Genomic DNA, 16897 nt, shown 5'->3' with positions numbered 1-16897 from the left:
CTGTCTTTTCCCACGGCCCACACCCCACGCCCCACGCCCGCTGCCGAAGGCGGCGCCCCATGACCCGCCTCACCCGCCTCGTCACCGCCGAGCTGTGGCCGCCGCTGCTGGCGGGCACGGGGCTGTTCACGGCCATTTTGTGCTTCGGGTATTTCTTCGTGTCCAGCCAGTGGCTGCAGGGGGTGCCGCCCGGCCTGGTGGGGCAGTGGATCGCGTATCAGGTGCCTGACACGCTGGTAAAGGTGCTGCCCATGGCAGTGGTCCTGATGACCGTGGTGGCCTTTGGCCGCATGAGCACCGAGCGCGAACTGGTGGCGGTGCAGTCGGGCGGGATCAGCCTGGGACGGGTGGCGCGGCCAGCGGCCGTGACGGCGCTGCTGGTCACGGGCCTGAGCGTGTGGCTGAGCCTGTGGGTGGCCCCCCGGGCCAATGTAGAGACGCGCGGCCTGTACTGGGACACGCTGACCGGCGCCGGGCTGGGGCAGCTGGCCGGCAAGACGGTGGACCTGGGGGGCGGCCTGACCCTGTACCTGCGCGGCTACGACTCCAGAACGCGGGAGATGCAGGGGGTGCGGCTGGAAAAGTGGTCGGCCGACACCCACGAGCGCGGCACCCTGATTCTGGCCGAACGCGGCACCTACGAGGGCCAGCGGCTGACCCTGCGGGGCTACGCCACCTTTGTGGTGGATTTTGCAGCGGCCCGGCGGCTGACCCGCCTGCCAGAGGGCAACCCGGCCGCCTTCCGGCAGGCCGTGCAGGCGGTCTTTCCCAGTGTGGTCGTGCCCGAGAAAAGCACCGATCCCCTGACTGTGGACACAGGTCTGGGCCGCAAGGAAACGCTGGCCAAATACGCCGACGCCCTTGGTGCCGATGCCCAGGGCTGGAAGGAACTGACTGCCCTTCTGCGTGACCCGGGCGCCAGGCCCGAGGACCGGCAGCAGGCCCGGCTCAGCCTGAACCGCAAGCTGGCCCTGCCCTTTGCCAATCTGGTGCTGGCGCTGGCGGCGCTGCCATTTGCGCTGCGGTACGGCCGCACGCTGGGGGTGAGCCTGGGGGTGGCACTGGCGCTGGCAGTGGCCTATTACCTGCTGTTTCTGGTGGGTCTGACGCTGGCTGGCCGCTTCCCGGCGCTGCCGGAGGCCGGCGTGTGGCTGGCCAACGCCGTATTTCTGGCCCTGGGCCTGACCCTGCTGAGGCGCGCGTGACCCCGGCCCCCTCTTCCCTGCGCGCGCTGATTGTCTCGGCGTCGTTCGGCAGCGGACACCATCAGGCGAACGGCGCGCTGGACGCCGCCCTGCGCGCACGCGGCGCGGCGCTGCAGGTGCGCCACGCCGACCTGCTCAAGTACATGAGCCCGGTGGAACGCACGGTTACGGCGGGCACCTACGACCTGTGGGTGCGGCATATGCCGTCGGTCTACCGCGCCTTTTACCAGTGGACCGACCGCGAGCAGTCCCCCACCGCGCAGGTATTCGGCTGGCTGGGTTACCGCGCCATGCGCCGCGACGTGCAGGAGGTGCGCCCGGAAGCGGTGGTCAGTTCCTACCCCACCCCGGTGGCCCTGGCTGACAACGTGCGCCGGCGTACCGGGGCCGAATTCCTGAATGCGCTGGTGGTCACCGACTACCGGGTGCACCAGCACTGGGCCCGCTCTGAAGCCGACCTGCTGATGGTGCCCAGCGAGGAGGCGCGCGAGCAGATGGAACGCGCCAGGATTGCGCCGGAGCGCGTGGCGGTCACTGGCATTCCGATTGCGGGCCTCTACCGCGAGCTGATTGGGGCGGACAAGGCGGCGCTGCGCACCAAGCACGGCCTGGACCCCGAACTGCCCCTGATCCTGCTGTCGGCGGGCGGCACTGGCAGCTACCGCGCGCAGGGACGGGTGCTGGCCGAGCTGGCCAACCTGGGGACGCGCGTTCAGGTGCTGGTGCTGGCCGGCGCCGATGGGCACGGGGTGGCGCAGCTGGGCGGAGCCACGCTGCACCGCCTGGGCTTTACCACCTCGTTTCCCGAATTGCTGGCCGCCGCCGACCTGGTGGTGGGCAAGGCGGGCGGCCTGACCGTGGCCGAGGCCACCACCCTGGGCGTGCCCATGGTCATTCACGCGCCCATTCCGGGGCAGGAGGAATACAACGCCCTGCACCTGGAACGCCGGGGCGCGGCGATCTGGGCCCGCACGCTGCCGGAGGTGCGCCCGGCGGTGCGGCGCGCCCTGGACGCTGGCGAGCACGCCCGCATGGCGCAGGCCGCCCGCGCCGCCAGCGTCCCCGACGCCGCCGACCGCGTGGCGGCCGAACTGCTGCGCCGCCTGGGACGGGAATGAAGCGCGCCCTGATGTGGGGCGGCGCACTGCTGCTGGGCTACATCGGCCTGCCGTACCTGCTGGTACAGCGCCTGAATCTGGGGGTGCTGCGTGAGGGGCCCCGGCAGCCCGGGCGGCTGGCCCTCACCTTCGACGACGGCCCGGACCCCCAGACCACGCCCGCCGTGCTGGACGCCCTGAAGGCGGCGGGCATGCACGCCACGTTCTTTCTGCTGGCACCGGAGGCCGAGGCCCATCCGGACCTCGTGCGCCGCCTGCTGGCCGAGGGCCACGAGGTGCAGGCCCACGCCGCGCGGCACATCCACGCGTGGGTGCGCTCGCCGTGGAGCGCGTTCTGGGAGCCGAGCGCGGCGGCGCGGCGCATTGGGGCCGTCACCGGCCAGCCCGTGACCCTGCACCGCCCGCCGCACGGGGCCTATACGCTGGCCACCGTGCTGGGACAGCACTTGGCGGGCCTGCGCGGCGCCCACTGGAGCGTGGAGGGCGGCGACTGGCACAAGGGGGCGACACCAGAAGGCACCCTGCAAACCCTCCTGCCCCGCCTGCGCCCCGGCGCAGTGGTGGTGCTGCACGATGCGGGGCCAGGGGCGCGGGTCACAGTGCCGATGCTCCCAGCGCTGTTGCAGGCCATGCAGGCACAGGGGATGAGGTCGGTGACGCTGCGGGAGCTGGAAAGACAGACATAAAGTCGCCGCCCCGCCGTTCCGTTCCCAGCGACGCCCGCGCCCTACACTGCCCCCATGACTCTTGGACTCAAACGGAGCATGGTCGAACTGCGGCCCTGGTCACCGGCCTACCCGGCGCTGTTTGAACAGGAACGTACCCGCGTGACCGGGGTGCTGGGGCCCCTTGTCAGCGATCTCCAGCACATCGGCAGCACCAGCATTCCGGGGCTGGTGGCCAAACCGGTGCTGGACCTCGCCGTGGCCGTGCCGGACCAGCAGGCGATGGTCGCCTGTGCCCAGCCACTCGCCACCCTGGGGTACGCCTTCATGGGCGACCCCGTGGGCAAGGGGAGGCCTTTTTTGCCCGGGGCAGCGACGAGGCCCGCACCCATTACCTGCACGTGCTGAGCGCCGACCACCCTCACTGGCACGCCTACCTGACCTTCCGGGACGCACTGCGCCAGAGTGCAGACCTGCGCGACGACTACGCCCGCCTCAAGCAGACACTGGCCCACGCCCACGCAGAGGAGCGCCGGGTCTACACCGCCCTCAAGGGTGAGTTCATTGAGCGGGTGCTGAAGGGCTGGGCGCCCTCCCTCACCTGAGCACCATTCAAAAGCGGAGGCGCGCGGCTCTCCGACCACGCGCCACCCGCCACGCTCTCCTCTGCCTGTTCGTTACATCGCCGCTGGAATCTCAATGCCAATCAGGTCCAGCGTGTCCTCGAACGCCGCGCGCAGGCGGGCCACCAGCGCCAGACGGGCCTCGCGCAGGCCCTCGGGGCTTTGCAGGACATTGGTGGCGGGTTTGCCCTGCTTGTCCCTGGCGTTGTACCAGGCGTTGAAGCTGGTCGCCAGATCCAGCGCGTACTGGGCCACCCCGTGCGGCGAGTGCAGGCGCACCGCCTGGGCCACCACTTCCGGCAGCTTCGCCACCTGCTTGGCCAGAATCAGGTCCACCTCGGGCACGGCGGCCCAGTTGGCGCCGGTGCCGTCCACGGCGTACCCGGCCTCCTGGGCCCTGCGCAGAATGTTCGCGGCGCGCACGGCGGCGTACTGGATATACGGCGCGGTGTCGCCGCTGAGGCTGCTGGCCTTTTCAAGGTCAAAGTCAAACGAGCGGCTGGGCTCGTTGCGCAGCATGGCAAAGCGCAGGGCGCCCACGCCGATACGGCGGGCAATTTCCTGGGCGTCGGCACGGCCAGCCAGTTCGGGGTTTTTCTCGCTCAATTCGGCAAAGCCGCGCCGGCTGGCTTCTTCCAGGGCGGTGTCCACGGCCAGGGTAATGCCCTTGCGCCCGCTGATGGTCTGGCCGTTCAGGTTCACGAACTCGTAGCTCAGGTGAATCGAGCGGGCTTCCTTCTCCTGTTCCCCCGCCACACCCAGGCTGCTTTTGACCAGCATCTGCGGGTGCTTCTGGCGCGAGTCAATCACGTTGATCACCTCGTCAGCGTGACCAAAGCGCTGGTCCAGATCGGGCTGGCCGTCGGGGGCGCTGGTCCAGATGGTGTGGCCAGCCGGGTCCTGCATGAAGGGTTTGAACTTCATGCCCTCGAACAGGCCGAACTTCCAGAACTGGTAGCCGATGTCCTTGGCCACGTACATGGCGGTGCCGTCGCTGCGGCGCAGCACCACATTCGGTTCTTCCAGGCCGGGCATGAACTCAGACACGTCCATCACGAAGGCGCCGGCAAATTTGCCCTCAGCCGGGTGCGAGGTATAGCGGCTGCCCTCCAGAATATTCATGGCCTGGGCCAGAAAGCCGCTGCCCACCACGTCGGATTCCCAGACCAGCAGGTCGTAGTGCGCGCCGATGCGGAAACAGGTTTCCAGCTGGGCCCCCACGGTCTGTTCCACCAGCGGGCGCAGCACGCCTTCTTCGAGCTTGTGCATGACCTCGCGGATGCCCGCCTCCAGGCCCTCCTTGGCGGGGTCGGCATTCAATTGCACGTAGCCTTCGCCCAGCCAGTGGTCGTATTTCTGCGTGCCGTCCCAGGTGCGGCCGTAGTGGTCCATGGCGAACAGGCTCTCGGCGGCCTGGCGGCCGGTGTCGTCAATGTAGTTCTGAACCTCCACTGCAAACCCCGCCGCGCGGAAGAGGCGCGCCATGGAGTCGCCCAGCACCACGTTGCGCAGGTGGCCCACATGCAGTTCCTTGTTGGGGTTAACCGAGGTGTGCTCAATAACCACCTTGCCGCCCTGGGCCGGCATGGCAAAGGGGGTGGCCACCACGCCGCGCACGAAGGCGGCGGTGTCCACGAAAAAATTCAGGAAGGGGCCGGCGGCCTCCACGCGGCTGATCCCGGCCGGCAACTGCACGGTCTGGGCCAGGGTCTGCGCCACCTGGGCGGGATTCTGGCCCAGCATTTTCGCCATCTGAAAGGCGGCGGGGGTGCCGTAATCGCCGGGCTTGTTTGCCGGGGTTTCCTGAATGGCAGCTTCCAGCGGGGCGCCCATCTGGGCCGCCGCCGCCTCCACCGCTGCCCGAAGTTGTGCCTTCAAGTCCATAACTGAGCAGTGTACGGGAGGCGCCTACGGCACCGCCAGCACCGCCGAGGCCGAAAAGCCGAACCAGCCCGCCGTGACCCGGTAGCGCCCTGCGGGCACCCGCTCGCCCAGACTGGTGCGGCCGTTCCACACAAAGCTCTGGGTGTAGGCCGCGCCGGGGCGCAGATTCACCGCCACGCCCAGGTCCGCGCAGGGGCGGTGGCCGTCCTGCCACACGCGCACGCCGCTGCCCGGCGCCGTTACGGCCAGGGGGTGGCAGATGCCCGTCATGCCCGTCAGGGGCTGGGCGGCCCGGTTGGTCACGGTCAGGGTCAGCAGGTAGCCCTCCCCCTGGCGCCGCACGGTCAGCGCTGCGTGGTGCGGCCACGCCCGCGTGCCGAAGGTCACCGGGGGTAAGACCGTCAGGTCCAGCGCGGCCGGGTCCAGGTTCCGGCGCCCCAGCGCCCGCAGGAAGGCGGCGCGCGACAGCTCGTCCACCACGGTCACCCGCAGCCGGGCACCCACCATGCTCACGCTGTCCACCCCGGCGCGGCTGTCTTGCAGGGCGGCGCGGTAGGCCCCAGGGGTCGGCGTGGGGCGGGGAGCCCGGCCGGGGCTGACCACCACCCAGGCGCGGTTCGTGACCAGCCACGCGCGGCCGGATGCCGGGCGCACGTTCCAGCCCACCCGGTACTCGCCCTGCCCCGCGCGGCGCAGGGGCACGCGGCGGTGGTACTCGTAGCGGGCGCCCGGGGGCACGGTCAGCACCTGCCCGGTACGGGCGCAGGTGGGCGCCGCGCCCTGGGGCAGCAGGCGCGTCTGCCCTGCCCCGCCCGCCGCCGTGCCCAGATTGCCGCGCAGGATGGGGGCGCCCGGGCTCAGGCAGATCAGGGTGACGGGGCGCGGGCCCGTGTTTGCCAGGACGGCCTTCAGGGTAACCTGCCCGGTGTCCTCCAGGTACAGCGGCGAGGGCGGCCCCTGCAATGTAAAGCGCTGGGCGCTGGCGCCCGGGCCCAGCGCCAGCAGCAGGAGCAGAGGGGCGGCGATGCCAAAGCGGAGCGCGCGCATGGGGCGAGTGTAGGTGCCGAGCATTTGGGTTCTCTGACGGCAGGCGAGGGAGCACCGCGCGCTTCACTCCCTGCCCTCTGCCCCTGGTGAAGCCTCTCCTGCCCACGGGCTATCCCGGGCCCCCGCCTCCACAGGCTAGGCTGACGCCATGAACCGCCTTGCCCAGGAAAGCAGTCCGTATCTTCGCCAGCATGCGGAGAACCCGGTGCACTGGTGGCCCTGGGGCGAGGCGGCTTTTGCCGAGGCCCGGGCGCGTGACCTGCCGGTGCTGCTCTCGGTGGGCTACGCCACCTGCCACTGGTGCCACGTGATGGCCCACGAGAGCTTTGAGGACGAGGCCACGGCCACCTACATGAACGCGCATTTCGTGAATGTGAAGGTGGACCGCGAGGAGCGGCCCGACGTGGACGCCGTGTACATGGCCGCCACCCAGGCCATGACCGGGCAGGGCGGCTGGCCCATGACGGTGTTCCTGACGCCAGGCGGCGAGCCCTTTTACGCCGGCACCTACTTTCCCCCGCGTGACGGCCACGGCCTGCCCAGCTTTGGCCGGGTGATGGCCAGCGTGGCGCGGGCGTGGCAGGAGGACCGCGCCAAACTGCTGGGCAACGCCCAGGCCCTGACCGAGCATGTGCGCGAAGCCACCCGGCCCCGGGCGGGCGAGGCCGAGGTGGGCCCGGAGGCGCTGGACCGCGCGGCGGCCAACCTGCGCCGGGTGTTCGATGAGACGAACGGCGGCTTTGGCGGCGCGCCCAAGTTTCCGGCCCCCACCACGCTGGACTTCCTGCTGACCCGCCCGGACGGCCGCCTGATGGCGCTGCACACCCTGCGCCGCATGATTGCAGGCGGGATTCATGACCAGCTGGGCGGCGGCTGGCACCGCTACAGCGTGGACGGCCAGTGGCGGGTGCCCCACTTTGAAAAGATGCTGTACGACAACGCGCAGCTGACCCGCACGCTGCTGCGGGCCTACCAGGTCAGTGGCGACCCGGCCTTCGCGGACGCCGCGCGGCGCACCCTGGCCTACCTGACGCGCGAAATGCGGGCCCCAGACGGCGGCCTGTACAGCGCTCAGGATGCCGACACGGGCGGCGTGGAGGGCCTGACCTTCACCTGGACCCCGGCAGAGGTCAGGCAGGCCCTGAACGACGAGGCCGACGCCGCGCTGCTGTGCCGCCACCTGGGCATCCAGGACCCCGGGAACTTCCACGACCCCCACCGCCCGGACGCGGGGCGCCGCAGCGTGCCGTATGTGGCGGTGCCCGCCGCGGACCTTGCCGCCGAGCGGGGCCAGAGCGAGGAAGGGCTCGGCCACCACCTGGAGCGCCTGAAAGCCCGCCTCTTCCTGCTGCGCCAGGGCCGGCCGCAGCCCGGCACCGACGACAAGGTGCTGACCTCGTGGAATGGGCTGGCGCTGGCTGCCTTTGCCGACGCCGCGCGCATTCTGGGCGAAGGGCCTTACCGCACCGTGGCCGAGGGCATCGCCGGCTTTCTGCACGACCGGATGCGGGCCCCAGGCGGCGGCCTGTACCACGTCTGGTCCGGTGGGCAGGCGCGGGTGGAGGGCCTGACCGAAGACCACGCCCTGGTGGGCCTGGGGCTGGTGGCGCTGTTCCAGGCGGGCGGCGACGAACGCTGGCTGACCTGGGCGCGCGAGCTGTGGGGCGTGTGCGGGCGCGACTTCTGGCAGGAGGAGGCGGGCGTTTTCCTGGCTTCGGGCGGGCGGGCCGAAGCCCTGCTGACCCGCCCGGCCCCCGGCTTTGACAGCGCCGTGCTGTCGGACAATGCGGCAGGTACGCTGCTGGGGCTGTGGATGCACCGCTACTTCGGTGACGAGGGCGGCGAAATCAGGGCGCGGCGGGTCCTTTCGGCCTTCCGGGCGGACATGCTGGCGGCGGCTGGTGGGTTTGGGGGCCTGTGGCAGGCGGCGGCCTTTCTGCATGCCCCACACACCGAACTGGCGATTCTGGGCACGCCAGAGGAGCGCGCCCCGCTGGAACGGGCGGCGGCGCAGGTCAGCCTGCCGTTTACCGCCCTGGCCTTTACCCAGCCGGGCGGCGCCCTGCCCCTGGTGCAGGACCGGCCCGGGGGCGGCGCTGCCTACCTGTGCGTGAACCGCGCCTGCGACCTGCTCACCCGCGACCCCGCAGAGCTGGCGCGGCAGTTGCAGGCGCTGGCCTGAAAGCGGGCGCGCCCTACACCCCACCCAGCGCGAGGGTCAGGCACAGATGCTCGGCCGGGTGGCCCAGCCACGGCGTCCACAGGGGCGTGGTCCGGCGCGCGGCCACCGTGAAACCCAGCCGGGCGTACAGGCGCAGGGCCGCCGCGTTCTCGGCGGTGGTGGCCAGTTGCACGCCGGGCACGCCTGCGCCGGCCAGCACCTGCAGGTGGGCGCGCAGCAACCCTTCGCCGGCGCCGTGACCGCGCGCCCGGGGCAGCAGGTTCAGGTGCAGGTGGGCGGGAAAGGCGTGTTCATCGGCGTGGGGAGCGGGCCAGCGGGCGGCGCGCCACAGGTAGGGCAGGCCCCGGAACCCGCTCTGGCGCAGCAGGCTCCCACCCTGCTCCACCACCAGCCCCGCCAGGGCCCGGCGATACTGCGCTGCAGACGGCGAGCCCAGCACGTACCCCACCACGGCGCCCTCCTGCTGCGCCACGAAACCGCCAAAGCCCCCGCCCCGGAAATACGGGCCCACCCACAGGGCGGCAAACAGCGCTGCGTCCGGAAAGTACCGCGCGGCGCTGTGACCAAAAAACCCGGTCTGGTAGGCCACGCGCCCCACCGCTGCCTCGTCCCCGGGCTGAATGGGGCGCACGGTCAGGGCCGGGGGCATGGCGCGTGTTAGCGGCCCTGGGGCGTGAGTTCGGTCACGCCGTCTGGGGCCGCCACAAACGCCCGCTCGGCCATCCCCAGAAAGAGGCCCGTTTCGACCACGCCCAGCAGCCCCTTGAGGGTGCGTTCCAGCGCGGCGATGTCCTGGCCTTCAGGAATCTGGGCATCGAAGATGAGGTTGCCGTTGTCCGTGACGGAGGGCTGGGCGCCCGTCTGGCGCAGGCGGCCGGCGGGCAGGACCGCGCGCAGCCGCTCAATGGTGCTCAGGAAGCCAAAGCGGGCAATCTCGATGGGCAGGGCCGACTTTTCCCCAATGCGCCCGACCAGCTTGGTGTGGTCGGCAATCACGATGAAGCGCCGGGCCTGCACCTCGGTCAGTTTCTCGCGCAGCAGGGCCCCGCCCAGGCCCTTGATGAGGTCAAGGTTCGGGGCGATCTCATCGGCGCCGTCAATGGCGATGTCCAGCGGGCGGGGGTCCAGGGCCTCCACCGGAATGCCCACCTGCCGGGCCAGGGCGTCACTGGCCTCGCTGGTGGCCACGCCCACCACGTCCCGCAGTTCGCCGCTCTGCAGCTGGCGCCCCAATTCTTCAATGGCGTATCTGGCGGTGCTGCCGGTGCCCAGGCCCACCCGCATGCCGCTGCCCACCAGCGCCACAGCGCGCAGGGCAGCTTCCTTCTTCAGCGCTTCCAGATCGCTCATGCGGTTCCCCGCGCGGCGCGGTCCTTCTCGATGGCGGCGGCCACATGGTCGGCGTGGCCGTCCACCTTCACCGCCAGCCAGCTCTTGACCAGCTGGCCGTCTGGCCCAATCAGGAAGGTCTGCCGTTTGATGCCCTCGGTGACCTTGCCGTACATGTTCTTCGTGCCGTACGACCCGATCTGGCGCAGGAACGCCGCGCCGACGTCGCTCAGGAGCGCAAAGGGCAGGCTGTACTTCTCGGCAAACTGGGCGTGGCTGGCCGCATCATCGGCACTGAGACCCAGGATGGCCGCGCCGTGGCTTCTCAGCAGCGCGTTGTCACGGAAATCGCAGGCTTCCTTTGTGCAGCCGGGGGTGTCGTCTTTGGGGTACACGTACAGCACCACGTAGCGCCCGGCGTAGTCCGAAAGGCGGTGGGTCTGGCCCGCGGCGTCCGGCAGGGCAAAGTCGGGGAAGGGCTGGCCGGGCTGCGGGCCGCTGGGAGAGGCGTCGGTCATGGAGCTCAGGGTAGCGCGGGGTACAGGGACAGGCGAAGGGTCAACAGGGACAGGTTCTGGCCTGACCCCAGGCCGCCTCCCGACCACACGACCCCTTCTCGCCCCTCCCTTGCCACCGCCCCTATCCCCCCTTCCCTCCTCCTTTCGGCTCAATCTTTCTCAAGCAGGCGGGGGTATTCTGGGGGGCGTGAAGCTTGCGCCGTACATTGACCACACCCTCCTCAAAGCCACCGCCACGAAGGCGGACATCATTCAGTTGTGCCAGGAAGCGCGCAAGCACAGCTTTTACGCCGTGTGCATCAATCCGGTCTACATTCCGCTGGCCCGGGCCGAACTGGCGGGCAGCGCCGTGAAAATTGCCACCGTGTGCGGCTTTCCGCTGGGGGCCGTGAGCCCCGAACAAAAGGCTGCCGAGGCCCGCGCCAGCGTGCAGGCCGGGGCCGACGAGGTGGACATGGTCATTCACATCGGCGCGGCGCTGGACAATGACTGGGCCGCCGTGGAGGCCGATGTGCACGCGGTGCGCACAGCCACCCAGGGCGCGGTGCTGAAGGTCATCATTGAAACCTGCTACCTGAACGAGGACCAAAAGCGCGCCGCCACCGAAGCGGCCGTGCGTGGCGGCGCCGACTTTGTGAAGACCAGCACCGGCTTTGGCACGGGCGGCGCCACCCCCGACGACGTGCGCCTGATGCGCGAGGTGATCGCGGGCCGCGCCCAGATCAAGGCGGCGGGCGGGGTGCGCAGCGCCGAGGACGCCCGGCAGATGATTGAAGCGGGGGCCACGCGCCTGGGCACCTCGGGCGGGGTGGCGCTGGTGGCCGGCGAGCCGATGGGCGAGGGGTACTGAGTGACCTCCCCGGAAAGCGGCGCCGCTGAAACGGGGCCGCAGGTCATTCTGGCGTCGGGCAGTCCCCGGCGCCGTGAACTGCTGGGCCTGCTGGGCGTGCCGTTTACCGTGCAGGTCAGCGGCGAGGCCGAGGACAGCCCGGAAACTGACCCCGCCCGGCTGGCGGCTGAACTGGCGCTGCTCAAGGGCCGCTCGGTGGCGCGCACGGCGCCGGACGCCGTGGTGCTGGCGGCCGATACCGTGGTGGCCCTGGACGGCGAACTGCTGGGCAAACCCGCTGACCGCGCCGAGAACGAGGCGTTCATCCGGCGGCTGGCTGGCCGGACCCACGAGGTGTACACCGGCGTGGCGGTGCTGCGCGGCGGCCATGAAGGGCTGGAAGTGGCGCGCACGGCGGTCACCTTCCGCACCCTGAGCGGGGCCGAAATCGCTTATTACGCCGCCACGGGCGAGGGGCTGGACAAGGCCGGCGGCTACGGCATTCAGGCAGTGGGCATGGCGCTGGTGCAGCGGGTGGACGGCGAATACGCCAACGTGGTGGGCCTGCCGCTGACCGTCACCACCCGGCTGCTGCGCGCCGCTGGCGTGCCCGTGTGGGGCCTGGGCCATGCTGGGGTGCCTGGGGCGTGAAGGCCCGCGCCGCGCTGCTGACCCTGCTGGGGCTGCTGGCCCTGAGCATGGTCACCACCCGCTTTCAGGTGGTGCCGCCCGGAGCGCTGCGTGCCGGCATTGCGCCGCTCTCGCGGCTGTCGGTGGTGGCGGCCGATAACGTGCGCCGCGCCTACCAGACCCTGGTGACCGAGCGCCAGCTGGCCAGCCAGGTGGGCACTCTGCAAAAAGAGAACGATGTGCTGCGCCAGCGCAACGAGCTGCTGACCCGGGAGGTGGCGCGGCTGCGGCAGGTGGTGAAAATCACCACCACCCAGGCCCCCAACGCGCTGGGCATTGCCCAGGTGGTGGCCGTGGACCCCAGCCCGCTGCTGGCCCGGCTGGACCTGAACAAGGGGGCCCGGGACGGCGTGCGGCTGCGCATGCCAGTCACGGTGCCGCGCGGGCTGGTGGGCCAGATTACCGATGTCAGTGCCAACCACGCCACGGTACTGGCGCTGGTGGACCCGGAAAGCACGGTGGGGGTGACCCTGCAGGGCAGCCGGGGTGGGCGCGGCGTGGCCCGGGGCGTGCCGCCAGACCGCCTGCGCGCGGATTTCTCGCGCTCGGTGCCGGTCAAGGTCGGTGACGTGCTGGTGACCAACAGCCTGGGCGGCGTGTTTCCGGTGGGCATTCCGGTGGGCACGGTAGAAAAGGTCCTGCCGCTGGGCCCCAACGACATCAACCGCAGGGTGATCATCAAACCGGCCGTGGACGTAGGTGTGGTGGAAGACGTGACGATTCTGGAGGGCCTGTGACGCCCCGGAGACAGCAGTGAGACGCGACGCCCTGCGGCCCCGGCGCGGACCGCCCCGCTGGCTGCGCGTGGCGGGCTACGTCCTGCTGCTGCTGCTGGGCCAGGGCCTGCTCTCGCGCCTGGGCGACGCGGCGGGCCTGCCGGCGCCGGACCTGTTTCTGCTGACCGGCGCGGCCCTGGCGTGGCGCGTTCCTCCCGTGTGGGCGCTGGCGGGCGCGTACGGCGTGGGGCTGGCCCAGGATCTGCTGGGCGGCGGCGTGCTGGGCCTGCACGCGGCGGGCGTGATGGGCGGGGCGTTGCTGGCACTGGGTGTGCGGCGCTACATGGCGGATTCCGGGCCCTTTCAGGCGGTCTTTACCGTGCTGCTGGCGGTGGTGGGCCAGTGGCTGATGTTCCTGCTGCTTACCTACTGGCTGCGGTCGAATCTGGTCACGCTGGATCTGCTGCGCGCTACCCTGCCCGCGCTGCTGGCCGGTACGCTGCTGGTCTTTCCGCTGTGGGAACGGGTGGTCACCTGGGCCTTTGGGCCCCGCAGCGGCCCCGAGGAGGGGCTGGGATGAGCCGCGCCGGAGACCTGATGGACCGCCGCCAGCGGGGGCGCCGCGCGGGGGCGCGGGCCCGCGCCCGGCGCCAGGCCCGTCAGGGGGCCACGCGGGTGGCCTGGATGGCGCTGGGCTTCAACCTGTGCCTGCTGGGGCTGGGCGCACGCCTGTACCAGTTGCAGGTGCTGCAGCACGATCAGTTTGCGGTGCAGTCGGCCAGCAATTACCAGCGCGACGAGATCCTGCGCGCCCTGCGCGGTGAGATCCGCACCCGCGACGGGGTGCTGCTGGCCACCAACCGGCTGGCGGTGGACCTGGTGTACACCGGGCGCCGCGACCCTGGCGACCCCGAACAGGCCATTCCCGACTGGGACAAGATCATCTATCTGGCCGGCATCAGGGGCGACGTGCTGGTCAGTGGGCAGCCGCGCGAACCCAATTTCGAGCGCGAAACCGAAACGGTGCTTGCGCGCAACATCCCCCAGGACCGGCTGGCGGCGCTGTACGAATACACCGTGCTGGTGCCCAGCCTGGAACTGCGCGAGCGCGTGGAGCGCGTGTACCCCCAGGGCAAGATGGCCGGGCACCTGCTGGGCTACGTGCAGGAAGCCACCGAGGCGCAGATCAAGCAGGACGGCTACGCTCCCGGCGATCTGGTGGGCCGCTCCGGGCTGGAATACAGCCTGCAAGAGACCTTGCAGGGCAAGAACGGCCTGCGCCGGCGCGAGGTCACGGCCAGCGGCAAGCCCCAGACCGAGCGCGTGATTGACCCCGGCACCAAGGGCAAGGACGTGACGCTGACCATTGATTCGCTGCTGCAGCGCACGGCGGAGCGGGCGCTGCGCGAGGGGCTGGCCGACGTGAACAATGGGCGCGCCGGTAAGGGCAAGCCCCCCGAGCCCTACACGCGCGGCGCGATCATCGCCATTGACCCGCGCACGAACGAGGTGCTGGCGATGGCCAGCAGCCCGGCCTACGACCCCAACTGGTTTGCCCGCGTGCCCAGCGCCGACCCGGTGGCCAAAAACTGGGCCATTGATTCCCGGCGCCCCCTGGCCGAACTGGACGCCGTGACCAGCAACCGCGTGGTGCAGGCCTACAATCCCGGCAGCGTATTCAAGATTGCCACCACCCTGATGTACGTGGAAAAGTGGGGCAACTTCACCGTGAACTGCAATCCGGTGTACTACTTCGGGCGCGCGGCGAAGCGCAACTGGGCGCCGTACCCCTTAGGCCCAGTGGACGCCCGCCTGGCCATCTCCTACTCCTGCAACCCGTGGTACTACGATTCGGCGGTGCGGGCCGGCACGGACCCCTATGCCCGGCAGCTGCGTGCCCGCCTGACCGAACTGGGGTACAACGGCCCCACCGGCCTGGAACTGGTGGGCGAAAAGACCGGGCGCATGTTGATGCCCGAGGATTACGCCAATCCAGATTTTCCCTGGCGTCCCGGCTTTGCCCTGAACATGAGCATTGGGCAGGGCGATGTGGACGTGACCCCGGCGCAGGTGGTTTCCGTCATGTCCACCATCATCAACGAGGGCCAGAAACGGCCGCTGACCGTGCTCAAGGCCGTGGCGGGCCAGCCGCAGCCGCGCAAGCCGGCGGTGAACGTGGTGCGCAAGGGCAACGTGGCCGCCTTCAAGCTGGTGAAAGAGGGCATGAGCGGCACCACGGCCGGCACCCGCCATGGCACCGCGCAGCACGAAATTGGCCCGAACCTCTTTCCTGTGCGCACCGGGGGCAAGACCGGAACGGCCGAGAACGGCATGAGTGCCCGGGGCGGCTACGCCTACACCCACGCGTGGTACGAGGGGTATGGCCCCCTGCACAGCCCCAACTTTGCCGTGGTGGCCTTTTTCCAGAACGGCGGTGAAGGCTCGGGGCCGGCCCTGAAGGCTGTGAAAAAGATGTTCGCCGCGCGCTGGTGCGTGACGCTGGATGAACGGGGCAGCGCCCTGCCGCTGAACACCCAGCAGCCCTGCACCGGCGAACTGGACCAGATGCACGGGGTCTACAAGATTCGCGCGGCGCGCACGGCGGCCAAGCCGTAGGCCGGACGGCCAGGGCGCCGCGCCCCACCTGCTTACCCGGGGCGTGTCGTGCGCTGCTCAATGCGCTTTTCAGGCGTGGGGTTATGCACCACGCGCTGCACGAAGATGCCGGGGGTGTCCACCTCATCGGGGTCCAGCTGCCCAATGTCCACCAGTTCTTCCACCTCGGCCACCGTGACCCGGCCACATGTGGCAGCCATGGGATTAAAGTTGCGCGCCGTCTTGCGGTACACGAGGTTGCCGGCCCGGTCACCCTTCCAGGCTTTCACCAGGGCCACGTCGGCCCGGATACCCCGTTCCAGAATGTAGGTTTCGCCGTCGAAGTCCTTGTGCTCCTTGCCGTCGGCCACCACCGTGCCCACCCCCGTTTTCGTGTAGAAGCCGGGAATGCCCGCACCTCCCGCGCGCAGGCGCTCGGCCAGGGTGCCCTGGGGGGTAAATTCCAGTTCCAGCTCGCCGGCCAGAAACTGCCGCTCGAACTCCTTGTTCTCGCCCACGTAACTGGAAATCATCTTGCGAATCTGGCGGGTTTCCAGCAGCAGGCCCAGGCCCCAGCCGTCCACGCCCGCGTTGTTGCTCACAGCTGTCAGTTCCCGGGCGCCCGTGTCGCGCAGGGCCAGAATCAGCTGTTCAGGAATGCCGCACAGCCCGAAACCGCCCACCGCAATGGTCTGACCGTTCTGCACCACATCGGCCAGGGCCGCCCGAGCGTCTGAGTACACCTTGTTCATGTCGCCCTTCAGTGTAAGCGAGAAACCTAACGGGCGTTTGGCTGGATGGAAAAGCCGGCCAGCAGGGCCGGGCGCCGGAATGGATCCTGCGCGCCCGGCCCTGCTGCGCCTGCTCTCAGCGGGGTTCGCTGCTCAGGACCATCACGTAGGCGGTACCGCGCGCGCCCTGCACCACGGCGGCGCCCACATTCGTGTAGCGGCGCTCGTTCATCCAGAAGCAGTGCACCGCCGAGTTCAGCCACCAGCGAATGGCGCTCTCGGGGTTCACGCCCCCGCCCATAAAGATGATCTCGGTGACGCTGACGGCGTTGACTCCGGTGCTGGCCGCGCGGACGCGGGGCGTGCTGCCCCCGGCGCCCGTGTGGCTGATGCGGCCGGTGCTGCTCATGTACGCGGCCTGCTGCCGGGCGGCGGCCGCCAGAGCCGGGGTGTAGGTCAGTCGGCCTGCGGCTGGGCGCTGCCCACTCCCCGGACAGTTGACCCCCTGAGCGCGCACCTCGTTCAAGCGCGAGACCAGCTGGCTTTCGGCCGTTGTCTGGGCTGCAGCGGGCGCGGCCAGCGCCACGAAGGCCGCCAGCGTGCCCAGCAACCGCTGGGGGGTTCCATTCAGCATGTGAAGGCATCTTAACCCACGAGTCAGAAAGTGCATGAGAAAAAATCCGCATGGATGAGAGCCCGGAGGAGGGTGCCAGGGCCAACAGCTTGCAGGGGTTCAATGGGGCCGCCACCCTCACCCCGGCGGCA

16 protein-coding genes and 1 pseudogene are annotated in these 16897 nt (G+C 70.2%); 10 read left to right on the top strand and 7 right to left on the bottom strand.

All coding sequences use genetic code 11. The features are described 5' to 3' along the window. Window positions 1–59: 59 nt before the first annotated feature. The 4 genes and pseudogenes from C8263_RS01375 (at window position 60) to C8263_RS19870 (ending at window position 3593) form a co-directional block, all read left to right on the top strand. Window positions 60–1205 (top strand): LptF/LptG family permease, encoded by a 1146-nt coding sequence (locus C8263_RS01375; protein ID WP_107136288.1) that lies wholly within the window; start codon window positions 60–62, stop codon window positions 1203–1205. Then, entirely contained in the window at window positions 1202–2323 is a 1122-nt protein-coding gene (locus C8263_RS01370; RefSeq protein WP_233218570.1) for an MGDG synthase family glycosyltransferase, read from the top strand. Before C8263_RS01375 ends, C8263_RS01370 begins: the two co-directional genes overlap by 4 nt. Continuing rightward, the gene (locus C8263_RS01365; RefSeq protein WP_107136287.1) at window positions 2320–3009 is read left to right on the top strand and encodes a polysaccharide deacetylase family protein; all 690 of its coding nucleotides are present in this window, start codon (window positions 2320–2322) and stop codon (window positions 3007–3009) included. The genes C8263_RS01370 and C8263_RS01365 overlap by 4 nt, the downstream gene beginning before the upstream one ends. Before the next feature lie 54 nt (window positions 3010–3063). After that, a pseudogene (locus tag C8263_RS19870) lies at window positions 3064–3593 on the top strand (GrpB family protein). Window positions 3594–3665: 72 nt separating this feature from the next. On the opposite strand, the gene C8263_RS01350 reads toward C8263_RS19870, so the two are convergent. Together C8263_RS01350 and C8263_RS01345 are read right to left on the bottom strand one after the other, a co-directional pair. Continuing rightward, window positions 3666–5495 carry an arginine--tRNA ligase gene (locus C8263_RS01350; protein ID WP_107136284.1) on the bottom strand — a complete coding sequence of 610 codons (1830 nt, stop codon included), beginning with the start codon at window positions 5493–5495 and terminating at the stop codon, window positions 3666–3668. A gap of 24 nt (window positions 5496–5519) precedes the next feature. Continuing rightward, entirely contained in the window at window positions 5520–6542 is a 1023-nt protein-coding gene (locus C8263_RS01345; protein ID WP_107136283.1) for a flagellar hook assembly protein FlgD, read from the bottom strand. Window positions 6543–6690: 148 nt separating this feature from the next. On the opposite strand from C8263_RS01345, the gene C8263_RS01340 reads away from it, so the two are divergent. Beyond that, the gene (locus C8263_RS01340; RefSeq protein WP_107136282.1) at window positions 6691–8724 is read left to right on the top strand and encodes a thioredoxin domain-containing protein; all 2034 of its coding nucleotides are present in this window, start codon (window positions 6691–6693) and stop codon (window positions 8722–8724) included. A gap of 13 nt (window positions 8725–8737) precedes the next feature. Here the strand turns inward: C8263_RS01340 and C8263_RS01335 are convergent, their stop codons facing one another. The 3 genes from C8263_RS01335 to prxQ are packed head-to-tail and all read right to left on the bottom strand — an operon-like array spanning window position 8738 to window position 10571. Further along, window positions 8738–9373: a GNAT family N-acetyltransferase gene (locus tag C8263_RS01335; protein ID WP_107136281.1), complete on the bottom strand. Its 636-nt coding sequence runs from the start codon at window positions 9371–9373 to the stop codon at window positions 8738–8740. 8 nt (window positions 9374–9381) lie between these two features. After that, a complete protein-coding gene (gene rpiA, locus C8263_RS01330) occupies window positions 9382–10074 on the bottom strand; it encodes a ribose 5-phosphate isomerase A (RefSeq protein WP_107136280.1) in 693 nt (230 codons plus the stop codon). Further along, entirely contained in the window at window positions 10071–10571 is a 501-nt protein-coding gene (gene prxQ, locus C8263_RS01325) for a thioredoxin-dependent peroxiredoxin PrxQ (protein WP_107136279.1), read from the bottom strand. Before prxQ ends, rpiA begins: the two co-directional genes overlap by 4 nt. A 187-nt stretch (window positions 10572–10758) precedes the next feature. Between prxQ and deoC the strand changes: the two genes are divergently transcribed. From deoC to C8263_RS01300, 5 genes are read left to right on the top strand one after another with little or no spacing between them, the layout of a single operon-like run. Continuing rightward, window positions 10759–11421, top strand: a complete 663-nt coding sequence (gene deoC / locus C8263_RS01320) for a deoxyribose-phosphate aldolase (protein WP_107136278.1) — start codon at window positions 10759–10761, stop codon at window positions 11419–11421. Then, entirely contained in the window at window positions 11422–12051 is a 630-nt protein-coding gene (locus tag C8263_RS01315; RefSeq protein WP_107136277.1) for a Maf family nucleotide pyrophosphatase, read from the top strand. Beyond that, entirely contained in the window at window positions 12048–12827 is a 780-nt protein-coding gene (locus C8263_RS01310; RefSeq protein WP_233218569.1) for a rod shape-determining protein MreC, read from the top strand. The genes C8263_RS01315 and C8263_RS01310 overlap by 4 nt, the downstream gene beginning before the upstream one ends. 16 nt (window positions 12828–12843) lie before the next feature. Beyond that, window positions 12844–13386: a transmembrane 268 family protein gene (locus tag C8263_RS01305; RefSeq protein ID WP_233218568.1), complete on the top strand. Its 543-nt coding sequence runs from the start codon at window positions 12844–12846 to the stop codon at window positions 13384–13386. Then, window positions 13383–15422 carry a peptidoglycan D,D-transpeptidase FtsI family protein gene (locus C8263_RS01300; protein WP_107136276.1) on the top strand — a complete coding sequence of 680 codons (2040 nt, stop codon included), beginning with the start codon at window positions 13383–13385 and terminating at the stop codon, window positions 15420–15422. Before C8263_RS01305 ends, C8263_RS01300 begins: the two co-directional genes overlap by 4 nt. Window positions 15423–15454: 32 nt before the next feature. Here C8263_RS01300 and C8263_RS01295 read toward each other — a convergent pair whose 3' ends face one another. Beyond that, window positions 15455–16153, bottom strand: coding sequence for a CoA transferase subunit A (locus tag C8263_RS01295; protein ID WP_107136275.1), 699 nt, complete (start codon window positions 16151–16153; stop codon window positions 15455–15457). A 115-nt stretch (window positions 16154–16268) separates the two neighbouring features. Then, window positions 16269–16766, bottom strand: coding sequence for a CAP domain-containing protein (locus tag C8263_RS01290; protein WP_199188259.1), 498 nt, complete (start codon window positions 16764–16766; stop codon window positions 16269–16271). Between the last annotated feature and the right edge of the window lie 131 nt (window positions 16767–16897).

It is taken from the genome of Deinococcus arcticus, from assembly GCF_003028415.1.
Lineage (GTDB): Bacteria > Deinococcota > Deinococci > Deinococcales > Deinococcaceae > Deinococcus > Deinococcus arcticus.
Note: the sequence above shows the minus strand (reverse complement) of the source record. Positions and strands in the feature narration are given on the sequence as shown.

Bases quoted from the DNA above. Each gene is read 5' to 3' on its own strand.
- C8263_RS01340 (WP_107136282.1), top strand. From the start codon at position 6,691: ATGAACCGCCTTGCCCAGGAAAGCAGTCCGTATCTTCGCCAGCATGCG.
- rpiA (WP_107136280.1), bottom strand. From the start codon at position 10,074: ATGAGCGATCTGGAAGCGCTGAAGAAGGAAGCTGCCCTGCGCGCTGTG.
- C8263_RS01295 (WP_107136275.1), bottom strand. From the start codon at position 16,153: ATGAACAAGGTGTACTCAGACGCTCGGGCGGCCCTGGCCGATGTGGTG.
- C8263_RS01375 (WP_107136288.1), top strand. From the start codon at position 60: ATGACCCGCCTCACCCGCCTCGTCACCGCCGAGCTGTGGCCGCCGCTG.
- C8263_RS01335 (WP_107136281.1), bottom strand. From the start codon at position 9,373: ATGCCCCCGGCCCTGACCGTGCGCCCCATTCAGCCCGGGGACGAGGCA.
- C8263_RS01365 (WP_107136287.1), top strand. From the start codon at position 2,320: ATGAAGCGCGCCCTGATGTGGGGCGGCGCACTGCTGCTGGGCTACATC.
- C8263_RS01300 (WP_107136276.1), top strand. From the start codon at position 13,383: ATGAGCCGCGCCGGAGACCTGATGGACCGCCGCCAGCGGGGGCGCCGC.
- C8263_RS01350 (WP_107136284.1), bottom strand. From the start codon at position 5,495: ATGGACTTGAAGGCACAACTTCGGGCAGCGGTGGAGGCGGCGGCGGCC.
- prxQ (WP_107136279.1), bottom strand. From the start codon at position 10,571: ATGACCGACGCCTCTCCCAGCGGCCCGCAGCCCGGCCAGCCCTTCCCC.
- C8263_RS01345 (WP_107136283.1), bottom strand. From the start codon at position 6,542: ATGCGCGCGCTCCGCTTTGGCATCGCCGCCCCTCTGCTCCTGCTGCTG.
- C8263_RS01290 (WP_199188259.1), bottom strand. From the start codon at position 16,766: ATGCTGAATGGAACCCCCCAGCGGTTGCTGGGCACGCTGGCGGCCTTC.